This window comes from Lysobacterales bacterium (genome assembly GCA_014946745.1).
In the GTDB taxonomy this organism is placed as follows: Bacteria; Pseudomonadota; Gammaproteobacteria; order Xanthomonadales; family Xanthomonadaceae; genus Aquimonas.
Window position 1 is genome coordinate 640,362 of record JADCRD010000003.1, and the last position, 16,011, is coordinate 656,372.

General features: G+C 69.3%; 16 protein-coding genes. 14 read left to right on the plus strand and 2 right to left on the minus strand.

Annotation, left to right across the window (positions count from 1 at the left end; genetic code table 11):
* Positions 1 to 80 precede the first annotated feature (80 nt).
* From H4O13_18385 to H4O13_18425, 9 genes are all read left to right on the plus strand, one after another.
* Positions 81 to 578, plus strand: coding sequence for a hypothetical protein (locus H4O13_18385; GenBank protein MBE5317364.1), 498 nt, complete (start codon positions 81 to 83; stop codon positions 576 to 578).
* 33 nt (positions 579 to 611) lie between these two features.
* A complete protein-coding gene (locus tag H4O13_18390; protein ID MBE5317365.1) occupies positions 612 to 1,199 on the plus strand; it encodes an RNA polymerase sigma factor in 588 nt (195 codons plus the stop codon).
* On the plus strand, positions 1,196 to 1,612 hold the full coding sequence (locus H4O13_18395; GenBank protein MBE5317366.1) for a hypothetical protein: 417 nt from the start codon (positions 1,196 to 1,198) through the stop codon (positions 1,610 to 1,612). The genes H4O13_18390 and H4O13_18395 overlap by 4 nt, the downstream gene beginning before the upstream one ends.
* A complete protein-coding gene (locus H4O13_18400; GenBank protein ID MBE5317367.1) occupies positions 1,609 to 2,175 on the plus strand; it encodes a periplasmic heavy metal sensor in 567 nt (188 codons plus the stop codon). The genes H4O13_18395 and H4O13_18400 overlap by 4 nt, the downstream gene beginning before the upstream one ends.
* Positions 2,176 to 2,259: 84 nt before the next feature.
* Positions 2,260 to 2,556, plus strand: a complete 297-nt coding sequence (locus tag H4O13_18405; protein ID MBE5317368.1) for a DUF493 domain-containing protein — start codon at positions 2,260 to 2,262, stop codon at positions 2,554 to 2,556.
* On the plus strand, positions 2,544 to 3,251 hold the full coding sequence (gene lipB / locus H4O13_18410; protein MBE5317369.1) for a lipoyl(octanoyl) transferase LipB: 708 nt from the start codon (positions 2,544 to 2,546) through the stop codon (positions 3,249 to 3,251). Before H4O13_18405 ends, lipB begins: the two co-directional genes overlap by 13 nt.
* Positions 3,248 to 4,240 (plus strand): lipoyl synthase, encoded by a 993-nt coding sequence (gene lipA, locus H4O13_18415; protein MBE5317370.1) that lies wholly within the window; start codon positions 3,248 to 3,250, stop codon positions 4,238 to 4,240. Before lipB ends, lipA begins: the two co-directional genes overlap by 4 nt.
* A gap of 254 nt (positions 4,241 to 4,494) precedes the next feature.
* Entirely contained in the window at positions 4,495 to 6,672 is a 2,178-nt protein-coding gene (locus H4O13_18420) for a carboxy terminal-processing peptidase (protein ID MBE5317371.1), read from the plus strand.
* A 54-nt stretch (positions 6,673 to 6,726) separates the two neighbouring features.
* The gene (locus tag H4O13_18425; protein ID MBE5317372.1) at positions 6,727 to 7,731 is read left to right on the plus strand and encodes a metal-dependent hydrolase; all 1,005 of its coding nucleotides are present in this window, start codon (positions 6,727 to 6,729) and stop codon (positions 7,729 to 7,731) included.
* Positions 7,732 to 8,161: 430 nt separating this feature from the next.
* On the opposite strand, the gene lrp is transcribed toward H4O13_18425, so the two are convergent.
* Positions 8,162 to 8,812, minus strand: coding sequence for a leucine-responsive transcriptional regulator Lrp (lrp, locus tag H4O13_18430; GenBank protein MBE5317373.1), 651 nt, complete (start codon positions 8,810 to 8,812; stop codon positions 8,162 to 8,164).
* A gap of 30 nt (positions 8,813 to 8,842) precedes the next feature.
* Here lrp and ald point away from each other — a divergent pair, with 30 nt between their 5' ends.
* Positions 8,843 to 9,961: an alanine dehydrogenase gene (ald, locus tag H4O13_18435; protein MBE5317374.1), complete on the plus strand. Its 1,119-nt coding sequence runs from the start codon at positions 8,843 to 8,845 to the stop codon at positions 9,959 to 9,961.
* A 119-nt stretch (positions 9,962 to 10,080) separates the two neighbouring features.
* On the opposite strand, the gene H4O13_18440 is transcribed toward ald, so the two are convergent.
* Positions 10,081 to 11,703 (minus strand): hypothetical protein, encoded by a 1,623-nt coding sequence (locus H4O13_18440; GenBank protein MBE5317375.1) that lies wholly within the window; start codon positions 11,701 to 11,703, stop codon positions 10,081 to 10,083.
* A gap of 72 nt (positions 11,704 to 11,775) precedes the next feature.
* On the opposite strand from H4O13_18440, the gene H4O13_18445 reads away from it, so the two are divergent.
* The 4 genes from H4O13_18445 (at position 11,776) to ribD (ending at position 15,721) form a co-directional block, all read left to right on the plus strand.
* A complete protein-coding gene (locus H4O13_18445; protein ID MBE5317376.1) occupies positions 11,776 to 13,044 on the plus strand; it encodes a serine hydroxymethyltransferase in 1,269 nt (422 codons plus the stop codon).
* Positions 13,045 to 13,351: 307 nt separating this feature from the next.
* A complete protein-coding gene (gene nrdR / locus H4O13_18450; protein MBE5317377.1) occupies positions 13,352 to 13,876 on the plus strand; it encodes a transcriptional repressor NrdR in 525 nt (174 codons plus the stop codon).
* Positions 13,873 to 14,421: a GNAT family N-acetyltransferase gene (locus H4O13_18455; GenBank protein MBE5317378.1), complete on the plus strand. Its 549-nt coding sequence runs from the start codon at positions 13,873 to 13,875 to the stop codon at positions 14,419 to 14,421. The genes nrdR and H4O13_18455 overlap by 4 nt, the downstream gene beginning before the upstream one ends.
* Positions 14,422 to 14,662: 241 nt before the next feature.
* Entirely contained in the window at positions 14,663 to 15,721 is a 1,059-nt protein-coding gene (gene ribD / locus H4O13_18460) for a bifunctional diaminohydroxyphosphoribosylaminopyrimidine deaminase/5-amino-6-(5-phosphoribosylamino)uracil reductase RibD (GenBank protein MBE5317379.1), read from the plus strand.
* Positions 15,722 to 16,011 lie beyond the last annotated feature (290 nt).

The window sequence follows — 16,011 nt, forward strand, 5'->3', positions numbered from 1 at the left end:
CCGCGACGGAAGCGACGGCCCGCCGCGTTGGAGGCTTCAAGGCAGCCCGCCTTGAGTCCCCAGTGCAAAGGAGTCGCGCCATGCATGCCCCCGTTCATCGTTCCCTGCTGGTGCTGGCCATCGGCGCCAGCCTGTTCAGCCTCGCCGCCACCGCCGCTCCGTCGGCGGGCCCGACCGAGCGCGGCGCTCGCGCCGAGCACCACGCCATGCGCCAGGCCGAGCGCCTGAAGCAGCTCGACAGCGACGCTGACGGCCGCGTCACCCAGGCCGAAATCGACACCGCCGCAGCGCGCCATGCCGCCGAGGTCGACGCCAACCGCGACGGTCGTATCGAGGCCCTCGAGATCGAAGCCTTTCGCGAAGCCCGCCGCGCTGAGGCGCGCGCCGAGCGCCAGCAGCGCCAGCTCGCCAAGCTGGACGAAGATGGCAACGGCCAGATCAGCGCCGAAGAGTTCGCCGCCGCCCATGCCCAGCGCCTCGCCCGCCTCGACCGCAACGGTGACGGCGTGCTTGAAGCCACTGAGTTCGGGCGCGGCCACGGTCATCATGGCCGTCGCCACGGCGGTCGCGGCGACTGAAGCCAGCACGGCGACCGGTACCCGATGCTGAGCATGCTGCCCGTTGCGCCCGACAGCGCCGCCGAGGATGCGGACGCCGCCGTGATGGCGGCGGCCGCTCGCGGCGAGCCGCGGGCCTGCGCGCAGCTGGTGGACCGCCATCTGGCGCGCGTCCATCGGCTGGCGACGCGTCTCTTGGAAGACCCCAGCGAAGCCGAGGACGTCGCCCAGGAGCTGTTCCTGCGGCTGTGGCAGATCGCCCCGGGCTGGCGCCCGGGCGAAGCGCGGGTGTCGACCTGGATCCACACCGTCACTCTCAATCTCTGCCGCGACCGCCTGCGCCGGCGCAGGCCACAGCTCGCCATCGACGAGGCCGTCGAGAACAGCCTGCCGGGCGAAGCGTCCGCCGAGCCGGAGTGGGCGCTGCAGTTGGACCAGCGCGAAGGCGCCCTGCGCGCAGCCATCCGCGCGCTTCCGGAGCGCCAGCGCGAGGCTCTGCTGCTGTTCCACTACGAAGGGCTCGACCAGGCCGAGTGCGCGCAGACGCTTGGCGTCAGCGTGGATGCGCTCGAATCACTGCTGGCGCGCGCGCGCCGCACGCTCAAACACCGCTTCGCAGCGTCCGAAGGAGGCGCGCCATGAATCCAGAACGCAGGCAGCAGTGGATCGACGCCTACGGCGCCGACCCGGCGCGCTGGCCGGCCGCAGAGCGCGGCCCCCTCGACCTGCCCGCCGGCGCGGTCGACGAGGGCCTGCGCGAGGCGAAGAGGCTGGAGCAAGCGCTCGACGCCGCTTTCGAACCGGTGGCGCTTCCCCTTGGTCTGCGCGCCCGCATCCTTGCCTCCGCACCGCAGCCCCGGCGCGCGTGGTGGCAAGAGCTGGCGCAAGCGCTCGGCGGTCCGCGCCTCGCTGGCCCGGTGTTCGCTGGCGCCCTGAGTCTCGGTCTGGGTTTGGTCTGGCTGCTGCCCGGCAGCAGCACGGCGGTCGACGGCGAACTCGACAACTACCTGGCCCTGGCCTGGATCGATCCCATCGACAGCGAGGAACTGCCGTGAGCGCGCTGAGCACCCCCGTCCGCATCGTTCTGCTGGTCTCCCTCAGCCTCAACCTGCTGCTGACGGCTGCCGCCGGTGGCCTGTGGTGGCGCCAGCGCGCCGCCATTGCGCCGCATGAGGCGCTGGAAGCGCGCAGCCTGCCTGACCCCCGGAGGATCGCCAAGGCGCTGCCCCCAGAGCGTCGCGCCCTGGTGCGCGAGGCACTGGCCCCGGATCGCGCCGCTTTCGCCGAAGACCTGCGCGCCTTGCGCGCGGCCCACGCCGAGGTCCGCGATGCCCTGCGCAGGCGGCCCTACGAGGTGGCCGCGCTGCAGGCGGCCTTGGCTGACGTGCGCGAGCGCGAGCGGGCGATGGCCGAACGCGTGCATGCCGGCCTGCTGCGGCTGTCCACCCAGCTCAGCGACGCCGAGCGCGCACACCTGGCGGACAGCGTGCCCCGGCGTGACCACCACCGCAGTCATGAGCGTGAGCGCGGACACCGCGATCGCGAAGAGCGCGATGAAGGCGGGCGCGGAGGCGACGACGAGCGCCGCGAGGAAGATCGAGCGCGCCCGAAGGATTGAGGCCGCTTGGTCGCCCGAACCTTGCGGACGTGATTCGCCCCGCCTTCGCTTGGGAATCATCGGCGCCGGCCCGATAATGCGGCGATGAACAGCCAGCCTCCTTCGCCCTTTGGCGGCGCGCCCGAGCAGCGCGGCTTCGAGTTTCCCTGCAGCGTCGAGATCACCGCGGTCGGCCTGGCAGCGCCCGACTGGGTCGAGCGCGTCACTGGCGCGATCACGGCGGCCGGCCTTGCGCTGGACCCGGACAGCGTGCGCACGCGCGACTCCTCTGGCGGCAAGTACCAATCGGTCTCGCTGGCCTTTCACGCCGAGGCGCGTGAGCACTACGAAGCGGCCCACGCCGCGCTGCGCGCACTGCCCGGCATCAAGTGGACGCTGTGAGCGCGCTGCAGGTCTGCCGCCTGGGTCGCCAGCCCTATGCGCCGGTCTGGCGCGCCATGCAGGCCTACACCGATCAGCGCGGGCCGGACAGCCCGGACCAGCTCTGGCTGGTCGAGCACGAGCCGGTGTTCACCCTCGGCCAGGCCGGCAAGCCCGAGCACGTGCTGCTGCCGGGTGACATCCCCGTGGTGCGCGTCGACCGCGGCGGCCAGGTGACCTACCACGGCCCCGGCCAGCTGGTGGCCTATCCGCTACTCGATCTGCGTCGCTTAGGCATCGGCGTGCGCGAGCTGGTCTGCCGCATCGAGAAGGCGACCATCGACGCCTTGGCCGAGTGGGGCGTCAAGGCGCATCGCGTCGACGGCGCACCCGGCATCTACGTCGACGGCGCCAAGGTCATGGCGCTCGGCCTGCGCGTGCGCCGCGGCTGCAGCTTCCACGGCCTGGCCTTCAACGTGGCGATGGACCTTTCGCCCTATGCCCGCATCAACCCCTGCGGCTACCAGGGGCTGGCCGTGACCCAACTGCTAGACTTGGGCGGCCCCGGCTCGCTTGAAGGTGCCGCCGCTGTGCTGGTGCCGGCGCTGGCGCGCGTATTTGGGCTGGAACCCGTCGACACCCCCGCCCCGGACCTGGTCGCGCTCGCCGCGCAGGCCGCGGCTGTTTCCTCCTCTGCCGAGCCGAGCCCCGCATGAGCGACATCGCCACCAAGCCCGAGTCCCGTGAGATCCCGCTGCTGGTGATGGGCGAGAAGCAGCTCGGCGAAACCAAGATCGCGCGCAGCCCGGTCAAGTTCGACGAAGCGCCCACTCTGCGCAAGCCGAGCTGGATCCGCGTGCGCCTGCCCTCGGGCAATGCCGTGCAGCAGCTGAAATCGCGCCTGCGCGAAAACGCCCTGGTCACGGTCTGCGAGGAGGCCAGCTGCCCGAACATCCACGAGTGCTTCAGCCACGGCACCGCCACCTTCATGATCCTTGGCGAGGTCTGCACCCGCCGCTGCAGCTTCTGCGATGTGGCCCACGGCCGGCCCAAGCCGCCGGATGCGGCCGAGCCCTTCAAACTCGCGCAGACGATCGCCGACATGCGGCTGAAGTACGTGGTGATCACCTCGGTCGATCGCGACGACCTGCGCGACGGCGGCGCCCAGCACTTCGTCGACTGCATCCGCGAAACCCGCGCGCTGTCGCCCAACATCAAGGTCGAGATCCTCACCCCGGACTTCCGCGGCAAGGGCCGCATGGACCGCGCGCTGGAGATCCTCGCCACGAATCCGCCGGACGTGTTCAACCACAACCTCGAAACCGTCCGCGAGCTCTACACCAATGTCCGCCCTGGCGCCGACTACGACTGGTCGCTGCAGCTGCTGAAGCGCTTCAAGGCCCAGCATCCGAACGTGGCCACCAAGTCCGGGATCATGCTCGGCCTCGGCGAGGACATGGACCAGGTCGTCGGCGCCCTGCGCGACCTGCGCTCGCACGACGTCGACATGGTCACCATCGGCCAGTACCTGCAGCCCACCCCGCACCATCATCCGGTGATGCGTTACTGGCACCCCGACGAATTCGCCGAGCTGGAGCGCATCGGGCTCGAGATGGGTTTCACCCACGTCGCCTCAGGGCCGCTGGTGCGCTCGTCCTACCATGCGGATCGCATGGCGAAAGATGCGGGTTTCGTCGAGCTCTGAGGCCTCGCCCCCGGCAGTCGTGCGCGGGCCAGTCACGCGCCGCCTGTCCTCCGGCACACGCTAAGCCGACATTCGCGGGTGCAGGGTAGGGACCTGAACCGCTCCGGGTCGGCGGGGGAACTCTTCCGCGCCCTCGCACTCCTTGCGGTCCTGTTGCGCGCTTGTGCCGCGTGGCCGTCGCCCCTGGGCGCGGCGACTGGCATGATCGCCGCCATGGGCGCTCGCGCCCCACTCCGCAACCGAAGGTGCACGGCATGCGTTCCCGCTCTCTCCGCTTCGCCCCCCTGCTGTTGGCCCTCCTGCTGCCGCTGGCCCCGGTGTCGGCCAAGACCGAGCGCAGCCGAGTCGATGCGCTGTCGCTGGAGCCCAATGCCCAGCAGACTGAAGCCGCGCGCTGGATGGCCCAGTTGGTCAGCAATTCGCGCTTCCACTACAGCCCGCAGGCGCTCGATGACGCGCTGTCCGGGCAGATCTTCGATCGCTATCTTGAAGCGCTGGACGGCGACAAGCTGTTCCTGCGCGCCGAAGACGTGGCTGCCTTCGAGTCGTACCGGCTGCAGCTCGATGAGGCCATCAACGGCGGCAGACTCGCGCCGGCCTTCGAGATCTTCAAGGTCTACCGCCAGCGCGTGGACGAGCGCACCGCGGAAATCCGCGAGCTGCTGAAGCAGGACTTCGATTTCACCGTCGACGAGAGCTACAGCTTCGATCGCGAAGACGCCGCCTGGGCGCAGTCCGAGGACGAACTGGACGAGCTGTGGCGCCTGCGCGTCAAGAACGATGTGCTGCGTCTGCGTCTGGCCGGCCGCGAGATGGACAAGATCCGCGAGACGCTCGACAAGCGCTACAAGAACTTCGGCGAGCGCATCCGCCAGATCGATGCAGAGGACGTGTTCCAGTCCTTCATGAACGCCTATGCTGGCGCCATCGAGCCGCACACCTCGTACATGAATCCGCGCACCTCGGAGAACTTCAATATCTCCATGCGCCTGTCGCTGGAAGGCATCGGTGCGGTGCTGGGGCGCGACGACGAAGAATTCACCGTGGTCCGCTCGGTGGTGCCCGGTGGGCCGGCGGCGCTGTCCGGCAAGGTCAAGCCGGGCGATCGCATCGTCGCTGTGGGGCAGGGCGAAAGCGGGCCGATGGTCGACGTGGTTGGTTGGCGTCTGGATGACGTGGTCGACCTGATCCGCGGGCCCAAGGACTCGGTGGTGCGCCTCGACGTGCTGCCGGCCGAGGCTGGCATCGACGGCGAGCACGTGCTGCTGTCGCTGTCGCGGCAGAAGGTGAAGCTTGAAGAGCAGGCGGCCAAGAAGGAAGTGATCGAGGTTGGCGAGGGCGAGAATGTCCGCCGCGTCGGTGTCATCTCGCTGCCTGCCTTCTACCAGGACTTCGAAGGCCGTCGTCGCGACGAGCCCGACTACCGCTCAGCCACCCGCGATGTGGCCCTGCTGCTGGAGGAACTCAAGGCCGAGAACGTCGAGGGCGTGGTGATTGACCTGCGCAACAACGGCGGCGGCTCACTGGACGAAGCCACGGAACTGACCGGCCTGTTCATCGACACCGGCCCGGTGGTGCAGATCAAGGATGCCGGCCGGCGCGTGTCGATCCAGACCGACCGCAAGCCCGGCGTGGCCTGGGATGGACCGCTGGCGGTGATGATCAACCGCGCTTCGGCCTCGGCGTCGGAGATTTTCGCCGGCGCCATCCAGGACTACGGCCGCGGCCTGATCGTCGGCGAGCCGACCTTCGGCAAGGGTACGGTGCAGAACCTGGTCGATCTCGACGCCTTCTCGCGCGAGAACCCGGGCCTCGGTCATCTGAAGATGACGGTAGCGCAGTTCTTCCGTATCGCCGGCGGCAGCACCCAGCACAAGGGCGTCGAGCCCGACATCGCCTTCCCGGTGACCTGGGATGCCAGCGAGTACGGCGAGAGCGTGTACGACAACGCCCTGCCCTGGGCGGCGATCGCGCCGGCCAGCTACGAGGCCTACGGCGACTTCGCACCGCTGCTGCCGATGCTGAAGACCAAGCACGAGGCGCGCATCGCCGAGGACCAGGAGTTCCAGTGGTGGATCGAGGATGTCGAGGAGTACCGCAGCCTGCGCGATCGCAAGACCCTGTCCCTGAACGAGGCGACCCGTCGCGCCGAGCGCGAGCGCGACGAGGCCCGCCGCAAGGCGCGCGACGAGCAGCGCAAGGCGCTGGGCCAAAGCGTGGATGAAGACGCGGTCGCCGAGCTGGACGACGGCCTGCAGGCCGACGAGCGCCCGATCGAAGCCGAGGACGAAAGCGCCGACGAGAAGCCCGATGCGCTTGTGCGCGAGACGGCGCATCTGCTGGTCGATGCGATCGACCTGCTGCGCGCCGACTCCAAGCTGGCCGCGCGCGTGATCCCCGCAACCAGCCCGCTCAAGGCCCTGGTTGACTGAGGCCCCTGCGGCGGTGCGCTGTGCGTACCGCCGCACGCTCTTCGAGAACATCGAATGGATTCGCTGAGCCAGCTGCTGCTGGGCGCGGCCTGCACCGCCGCTTGTGTGCCTGCGCGTCATCGCCGCGCCGGCCTGCTGGTCGGCGCTGCGCTCGGCACCTTGCCCGATCTCGACGTGATCCCGCTGTCCTTCTTCGATCTCGATCCGGTGCAGCAGATGACCCTGCATCGCGGCGCCTCGCACTCGCTGTTCCTACTGCCCCTGCTGGCGCTGGCGCTGTGGGCGCTGCTGCGACGATGGACGCCCGTGCGCGAGGCACCGCGCGCCTGGCTGGCCGGTATCGCGCTGGCCCTGCTCACTCATCCGCTGCTCGACGCGCTGACGGTCTACGGAACCCAGCTGGTGTGGCCGCTTGCGCCGCATCCGGCGATGTGGTCCTCGCTGTTCATCATCGATCCGCTCTACACCCTGCCGCTGCTGCTCGGCTGCGCGCTGGGCTGGCTGCTACGCCACCGTCCAGCGGGAACGCGCGCGCTGCTGGCCGGGCTGATCCTGTCGACCGGCTATATCGGCTGGTCCCTGACGGCGAAGGCGCTGGTCGAGCGCGAGGTCGAGCGCAGCCTTGCCGGCACCGGTCATGAAGATGCGCCGCGCTTTACGGTGCCCATGCCCTTCCAGACCCTGCTGTGGCGCGTTGTGGTGATGACGCCGGACGGCTTTCTCGAGGGCGAGCGCTCGCTGTGGGCCGACTCGGGCCCGATCCGTTTCCGCAGCTACAGCAGCGATACGGACGCGTTGGACGCAGTGCGCGAACTGCCGGCCGTGCAGCGGCTGCTGTGGTTCAACCGTGGCTTCATGAAAGCCGAAGTGCGCGAGGGCCAGATCGTGCTGTCCGACCTTCGCATGGGCGCTGAGCCTGACTACAGCTTCAACTTCGCGGTAGCACGGGTCACCGGTACGGGGATCGAGGAGATCCGCCCCGAGCAGCTGGCCTGGCCCTGGCAGGTGCGGCGGCGACTGGCCGCGATGTGGGCGCGGATCTGGGTGCAGCCGGATTGAGCCGGGATTGGGGGGTGAGATGGCTCGTTTGCGCGGCACTGCCGCGCGAGCCATCGAACGCCTGAGCGCTGTGCGCGAGGGCCGGGGCCGCAGGCAGATGGCTCGTTTGCGCGGCACTGCCGCGCGAGCCATCGAACGCCTGAGCGCTGTGCGCGAGGGCCAGACGGAGATGTGGGATTGGTAGAGCAGGGCTGCCCGAGCGTTCCCGCCTGGCGCAAGCCCTGGACGCAGCTGCTGCAAGGCGGGTGGATGCGCTGCATCAGTGGGCCGATCGTCTCCCCTCTCCCCTTGTGGGAGAGGGGCAGGGGGAGAGGGGTAGCTATCTCGCGGCAGGCTGTCTCCCCCTCTCCCCAACCCCTCTCCCTCAAGGGGAGAGGGGCTCAAGCGCGCACCATGCGGAGCCCTACGAATCCCCAATCCCCAATCCCCGCTATCCATCCACCTCCAGCTCCAGCGTTTCCTTGACCTCCTCCATCACCGCATAGCTGCGTGAGCCGGAGACGTGCGGCAGGGTCAGCAGGGTTTCGCCGAGCAGGCGGCGGTAGGCGGCCATGTCGGGCACGCGGGCCTTGATCAGGTAGTCGAAGTCGCCGGACACCAGGTGGCACTCCAGCACCTGCGGCAGCACCACCACCGCGCGCTTGAACTCCTCGAACACATCCATCGCCGTGCGCAGCAGGCGGATTTCGACGAAGACCAGCAGGCCGGCGCCCATGCGGCCCGGGTCCAGCCGGGCGTGGTAGCCGCGGATATAGCCCTCGTCTTCGAGCTTCTTGACTCGTTCCAGACAGGGCGTTGGGGACAGCCCGACCCGTTTGGCGAGCTCGACGTTGGCCAGACGGCCGTCGCGCTGGAGCTCGCGCAGGATTCTGCGATCGATCTTATCCAGTTGATTCAAAATGACTTTTTTCTGCTTCACGGAGATCCTGCTGCCAAGGTGCGGTTGCGCCGACGATTCGGCGGTCAATCGCCAATCTACAGCAGGAAACTCTGTTAGGCCGCGCCTAGACTTCGCGACTGTTTTGCTTTGCGGGCCCGGGGCAGTGGATCTGCTCTGTTGCGGCGCAGCATGGCAGGGCATCTCCCACCCCATCGCATCGAGGTCGCAGCCATGCTCATCGGCGTTCCCAAGGAAATCAAAAACCACGAGTACCGCGTCGGCATGGTTCCGGCCTCGGTGCGCGAGCTGGTGCAGCACGGCCATCAGGTCGTGGTCGAAGCGAATGCCGGCAGCGGCATCGGCTGTTCGGATGCCGACTACATCGCCGCCGGCGCCACCGTGCTGGCGACCGCCGATGAGGTCTTCGCGAAGGCCGACATGATCGTCAAGGTCAAGGAGCCACAGGCGGTCGAGCGCGCCCGTCTTCGCGAGGGCCAGGTGCTGTTCACCTACCTGCACCTGGCGCCGGACTGGCCGCAGACGGAAGAGCTGATCAAGTCCAAGGCCACCTGCATCGCCTATGAGACCGTCACCGCCGCCAACGGCAGCCTGCCCCTGCTGGCGCCGATGTCCGAGGTCGCCGGCCGCATGTCGATCCAGGCCGGTGCGACCGCCTTGCAGAAGGCCAATGGCGGCCGCGGCATGCTGCTCGGCGGCGTGCCGGGCGTGGAGCCGGCGAAGGTCGTCATCCTCGGCGGCGGCGTGGTGGGTGCGAATGCCGCGCTGATGGCTGTGGGCCTGGGCGCGCAGGTGGTGATTCTGGATCGCAACGTCGACGTGCTGCGTCGCCTGGTGGCCCAGTTCGGCACCCGCGTCGAGACCGTGTTCTCCAGCGCCGACGCGGTCGAGCGCCATGTGCTGACGGCCGACCTGGTGATCGGCGGCGTGCTGATTCCCGGCGCCGCTGCGCCCAAGCTGGTCAGCGCCGATCTGGTCCGCCGCATGAAGCCGGGTGCGGCCGTGGTCGACGTCGCCATCGATCAGGGCGGCTGCTTCGAGACCGCGCATGCCACCACTCACGCCGAGCCGACCTACATCGTCGATGACGTGGTGCACTACTGCGTGGCCAACATGCCGGGCGCGGTGCCGCGCACCAGCACGTTTGCGCTGAACAACGCGACCCTGCCCTTCATCCTTGAACTGGCCAACAAGGGCGCAAAGCGCGCGATGGCAGAAAACGTGCACCTGCTGCGCGGCCTCAACGTGCACGCCGGCCACGTGACCTACCAGCCGGTGGCGGAAGGTTTCAAGCTGCCCTACGTGCCGGCAGAGAAGGCACTGGGCCTGTAAGCCGCGCCGGGCCTGCGCTCCGCCGCCTCGGCGGGGCGTGGGTGAGGCCATCCATCGCAGCCCCCGCGATGCGCACACAGCCCGGTCTTGCCGGGCTGTGTGCGTTGTGGGCGCCCGATTCAGCTGACGCGCGGCTGCGCCGTGGCCAAAAAGTCGGCAAAGGCCCGCTGGGTATCCGCGCGCGCGTACAGCGTCGGCCCTCGCTCGCGCAGCCGGGCGCGCAGGCGCTCGCGCAGAGCAGCGTCGCTGCCGAGCCGCTGCGCCGCGCGCACCATCCCGGCGGCGTCGCGGGCGATCAGCTCTGGCGTGTCCAGCCACGTCAGCAGGGCGGCGGTCTGCCGCGAGCGCATGGTCGGGCCTTCCACGGCGACGATCGGCAGCCCCTGCGGCAGCAGGTCAAGCGCGCTCATTCCGCCCGACCAGCCCAAGGTGTCGAGGCCGAAATCGCAGGCGGCAGCCAACGCCTGGAAACGCTCCAGCGGCATCAGCGCATGGGTCAGCACGCGTGTGTCCATGTCCACGCCCTCGCGCTCGAAGGCCGGGCGCATGCGCGCGCGCAGATCGGCGATGTGTTCCTCGCCGACCAGCGGAGTCAGGTGCAGGCGGGCCCGCGGCAGCGCGCCCAGGATCTTGGCGAACACCGCGTCCTGTGCCGGCAGCAGCTTGAAGGCCGCTTGCGCGCAGAGGATTTCGAGGCTGTCAGGTTCGCTCCGGCTCAGCCCTTCGGACGCTTCGGCGCGCGCCCGTGCCGGCGCCGGCGCGAGGCCATGGCCAAGGCCCGGCAGGCGCACCAGCGCTTCGTGGTAATGCTCGGCCGCATCGCGCGGCTCCAGCACATCCGGCACCAGCGCGTAGTCGATCGTCGGCAGCCCGGTCGTCACCGGATGGCCCCACAGGCAGGCCTGCACGGGCGCGAGACGCAGCGCGGCCAAGCCCTGATGCATGGGGTGCATGCCGATTTCGGGGTAGACGATGACGTCGGGTTCGAGCGCGGCGAGCAGGGCCCGCCACTGTGGCGCTTGGCGCGGCCCGGCGTGACGCGTGCCGGCGGCGTGCAGGCGGGCCTGCCATTGGGCGGCGCCGGGTTCGAGGTCGAGGAAGTGGACGTCGAAGCGCTCGCGGTCCAGGCCCTCGAACAGCGGCAGGAACAGTCGCGCCACGGTGTGCTCGCGGAAGTGCGCGCTGACCACGGCGATGCGGCGCCGGCCCTGGCGCAGTGGGCGTGGCGGCAAGCCAGGGTCGAGCGCCGCCATCATCCGCGCGATGAGCCGCCCGTAGCGGCGCATCTCCGGCACCGCGTCCTCGATGTAGTGCAGGTAGAAGGGCGTGGCGCTGCCCACGCAGCCCCAGACCTGGGCGGCCATGCCGGGCCGACGGAAATCCTGCGACTCGAACCAGCGCAGGCCCTCGCGCCAGCGCTGGACGAAGGCCGTCTGTTCCGCCTCGCTGGCCGGGCTCGGGTCCAAGGGGTACTGGAAGCCCAGCCAGCGCGCGGGCAGGAAACCCGGATCGCGGCGCAGCGCCTCGGACAGCGCCAGATGACCCTCGCGAAAGCAGAAGCCCGTGAAGCATTCGAAGGCCCAGTCCATCGCGGCATACACGTCTGCGCCAGCCGCGGCGCGCATCCGTGCAGCCTGTCGTCGCGCCGCGCTGCCGGCGGGTTCTGCGCGGATCAGCGCCGCATAGTCGGGCAAGGCGCCGCTCACGGCCGTGACACTGGCGATTCCGCTGGGATGTGACATGGGCGAATTTCAGGGGCCAAACCCCAGCACGGTATCATCCGCAACCTTCCTCCCAGCGCCGGTGCCCGCCCCATGTTCAGTGCCTCCATGAAGATCGAAGGCTACGACCCCGAACTCGCCGCGGCCATGGCCGCCGAGCATCAGCGTCAGGAGGATCACGTCGAACTCATCGCCTCGGAGAACTACGCCAGCCCGCGCGTGCTGGAGGCGCAGGGCAGCGTGCTCACCAACAAGTACGCCGAGGGATATCCGGGCAAGCGCTACTACGGCGGCTGCGAACACGTCGACGTCGCCGAGCGCCTGGCCATCGAGCGCTGCAAGCAGCTGTTTGGCGCGGACTACGCCAACGTGCAGCCGCACTCGGGCAGTCAGGCCAACCAGGGCGTGTTCCTGGCCCTGCTGCAGCCGGGCGACACGATTCTTGGAATGAGCCTGGCCCATGGCGGCCATCTGACCCACGGCGCCAAGGTCAATGCCTCCGGCAAGCTGTTCAACGCGGTGCAGTACGGCGTTGACGAGCAGGGTCTGATCGACATGGACGAAGTCGAGCGCCTGGCGGTCGAGCACCGGCCGAAGATGGTCATCGCCGGTTTCTCCGCCTACTCGCAGGTGCTCGACTGGGCGCGCTTCCGCGCCATTGCCGACAAGGTGGGTGCTTACCTGTTCGTCGACATGGCCCACATCGCCGGTCTGGTCGCCGCCGGCGTCTACCCCAACCCCCTGCCGCATGCCCACGTGGTCACCAGCACCACCCACAAGACCCTGCGCGGCCCGCGCGGCGGCATCATCGTGTTCAGCCGCGAGGGCGCTGGCGACAAGGCCGAGGAGCTGGAAAAGAAACTGCAGAGCATCGTCTTCCCGGGCATCCAGGGCGGCCCGCTGATGCACGTCATCGCCGCCAAGGCCGTCGCCTTCAAAGAGGCGCTTGAGCCCGAGTTCAAGGCCTACCAGCAGCAGGTGGTGAAGAACGCGCAGGCGATGGCGAAAACGCTGATCGCGCGCGGCTACAAGATCGTGTCGGGCGGCACCGAGAACCACCTGATGCTGATCGACCTGATCGGCCGCGAGGTCAGCGGCAAGGATGCCGAAGCCGCACTCGGCAAGGCGCACATCACGGTCAACAAGAACTCCGTGCCGAACGACCCGCGCTCACCCTTCGTCACCTCGGGCCTGCGCATCGGCACCCCCGCCGTCACCACCCGCGGCTACACGGAGGCCGACTGCGTCGAGTTGGCGAACCTGATCGCCGACGTACTCGACGCACCGACCGATGCCGCCGTGCTGGCCCGCGTGACGGATGCCGTCACGGCACAATGCCGGAAGTATCGGGTGTATCAGTGAAGCTGGGATTGGGGATTCGGGATTGGGGATTCGTTTGGAGCCGGCGTGCTGGGCTCGCACGGCAAGCTGCGCCCGTGACGCAAGGCCGAAGCCAAGCAAGAATTCTTGCCGCATTCCGCTCTTGCGAATCTCGAATCTCGAATCCCGAATCCCGGCTCCAAACGAATCCCGAATCCCGGCCTCCGCGCGTAGCGCTCCGGCGCTCATCGGCGCGCGGACCAGTGGTCCGCGAACGCGCCTCTTCGCTCCCAAATCCCGGGCCGGCCCACACGCTCGACAAGAACCTCACCCAAGATCGCCGGCCCTGATGCGCTGCCCCTTCTGCCAGCACGAGGACAGCCGCGTCGTCGACAGTCGCGTCAGCGAGGATGGCGGCAGCATTCGCCGGCGGCGTGAGTGTCCCGCCTGCGGCGAGCGCTTCTCGACGCTGGAGACGGTGGAGATCAAGCTGCCGGCCATCGTGAAGAGCGACGGCCGGCGCGAGGCCTTCGATGAGCGCAAGCTGCGCGGCAGCCTCGGCAAGGCGCTGCAGAAGCGGCCGGTGTCCGAGGCGCAGGTCGATGAGGCCGTGCGCGGCGTGGTTCGGCAGCTGAGGCTCTCAGCGGAACGCGAGCTGCCCTCGCGCCAGCTCGGCGAGTGGGTGATGGAGGCCCTGCGCGGTCTGGATCAGGTCGCCTACGTGCGTTTCGCCTCGGTCTACCGTCGTTTCGAGGACGTGCAGGCTTTCCGCGAGGAGATCGAGAAGCTCGAGCGCGAGCTGCCTGGCCTCGACAAGGTGCAGCTGCCCCTGCTGCAGGACCTGCCGCTGCCGCCCTTGCGGAGTCGCAAGTGAGCCAGCGCCTGCACACCCCACAGCCGGTCGAGCCGATCCCGCCCTACCGGATCACCTGGCTGTCGGCGCATCGGGACCTGGTCCCGACGCTGGCCGCCTGGCACTACGATGCCTTCCGGAACTACGTGCCGAACTGGAGCGTGGCGGCCGCCGCAGCCGAGCTTGCGACGCACCGCCTCCATGAACTGCCCTGCACCCTGGTGGCGATCAGCGAGGACGACGAGGCCCTGGGCTCGGTCAGCCTGCTGGAGGAAGATCCGCCGGGCGGCCCGGAACACGCCCCCTGGCTAGCCAGCTTCTACGTCCGCGCCGATCTGCGCGGTCGCGGCGTTGGTCGCGCCCTGATGCAGCGCGCCAGCAGCGAGGCCTTCGACATGGGCCATGCCTACCTGCATCTCTGGACTCGCGATCAGGCCCCGTACTACGAGCGTCACGGCTGGGAGCGCGTGGGCGTGGTGCGTCTGCCGGTGGGGCCGGCGATCCTGATGCGCACCCGCACCCGTCCGAATGCACCGGAGCCCGAGAGCGTCGCGGAGGATTCGTAGCCCTGATCGCTTGCATGCGGCAAAACCCGCTTCGAGCGAGCGGCATGGCATGCCGACCTTTCTTGCGACTGCGCCGCGAGCGTCTCGATGCTGCTTGTCAAGCCGCGCCGCGGCATGCCCGGCGGCGCATGCCTGTTCCCGCCGCGACACTCGGCGTTTCCAGACGACTGCGAGCCTCTAGGCTGTGAATCCCCAATCCCCAATCCCCAATCCGCGCTTTTCCGCCACCGATCACGCTCACATGGCGCGAGCGCTGCGTCTGGCCGCGCGCGGGCTGTTCACCACCCAGCCCAATCCGCGGGTGGGCTGCGTGATCGCGCGCGGCGATGCGGTGTTGGGCGAGGGCTGGCATATCCGCGCCGGCGGCCCACACGCCGAGGTGCACGCGCTGCATGCGGCCGGCGAGTCGGCGCGCGGCGCCACGGCTTACGTCACCCTGGAGCCCTGCGGCCTGCACGGGCGCACGCCGCCCTGCGCGGACGCCTTGATCGCGGCCGCCGTCGCGCGGGTGGTGATCGCCTGCGAAGACGCTTTCCAGAGCGAGGGTGGGGCGCTGGCGCGCATGCGCGCGGCGGGCATCGAGGTCGTCTCGGGGCTGATGCGCGAAGACGCGCGCGAGCTGAACATCGGCTTCTTCAGCCGCGTCGAGCGCGGGCGGCCGTTCGTGCGGCTCAAGCTCGCGGCCAGCCTGGACGGGCGCATCGCGCTGGCCTCCGGCGAGTCGAAGTGGATCACCGGCGAAGCCGCGCGCGCCGACGTGCAGCGCTGGCGTGCGCGGTCCTCGGCCATCCTCACCGGCAGCGGCACCGCGCTGGCGGATAACCCCAGGCTTACCGTGCGCCTGCCTGACACCGACTTCCTGCCGCCGCTGCGCGTGCTGCTCGACCGTGAGCTGCGCCTGTCGCCTTCGGCGCATCTGCTGGCCGACGGCGCCGCACCCACGCTGGTGTTTCACGCCGATCGCATCGCCGCATCCGCAGACTGCGCGCCGCATGTGATGCGCTGCGGGGTTCCTGAGCGCGAGGGCGCGCTTGATCTCAACGCTGTGGTCACCGAACTGGCGCAGCGCGGCATCAATGAACTGCTGGTGGAATGCGGCCCCCGGCTCGCCGGAGCGCTGATGCGCAACGGTCTGGTGGATGAGCTACTGCTGTACCAGGCGCCGGTGCTGCTGGGCGGCGACGCGCAGCCGATGCTCGATGCGCTGCTTCTGGCGCGGCTTGATCAACGCACCGCGTGGCGGGTGATCGAGCGCCGCCAGATCGGCGACGACCAGTGCCTGCGCCTGCGGTCTGCATAAGGTGGGTCCCGACCCACCACGGCAGCGAGTCTCGCGTTGGGCGCGAATCGGTGTCGACGCTGCTGCACGGGATGAACACGTGCGTCGACCGTTGAGCTCTGCTGCAAAGGATGAACACGTGCGTCGAGCATTGAGCTCCGGTGGGTCAAGACCCACCCTATGCGGGTCGCGTTGATCGGCAGCGTGCGCTTTGAAGGATCGAAGTGTTCCGAAGCGGATGCCGCTTCCCCGGCCCCACGCGCTTGGCGCTCGGGCGTTCGTCGGCTGGCGTGGCAGTGCCGCGCCAGCCA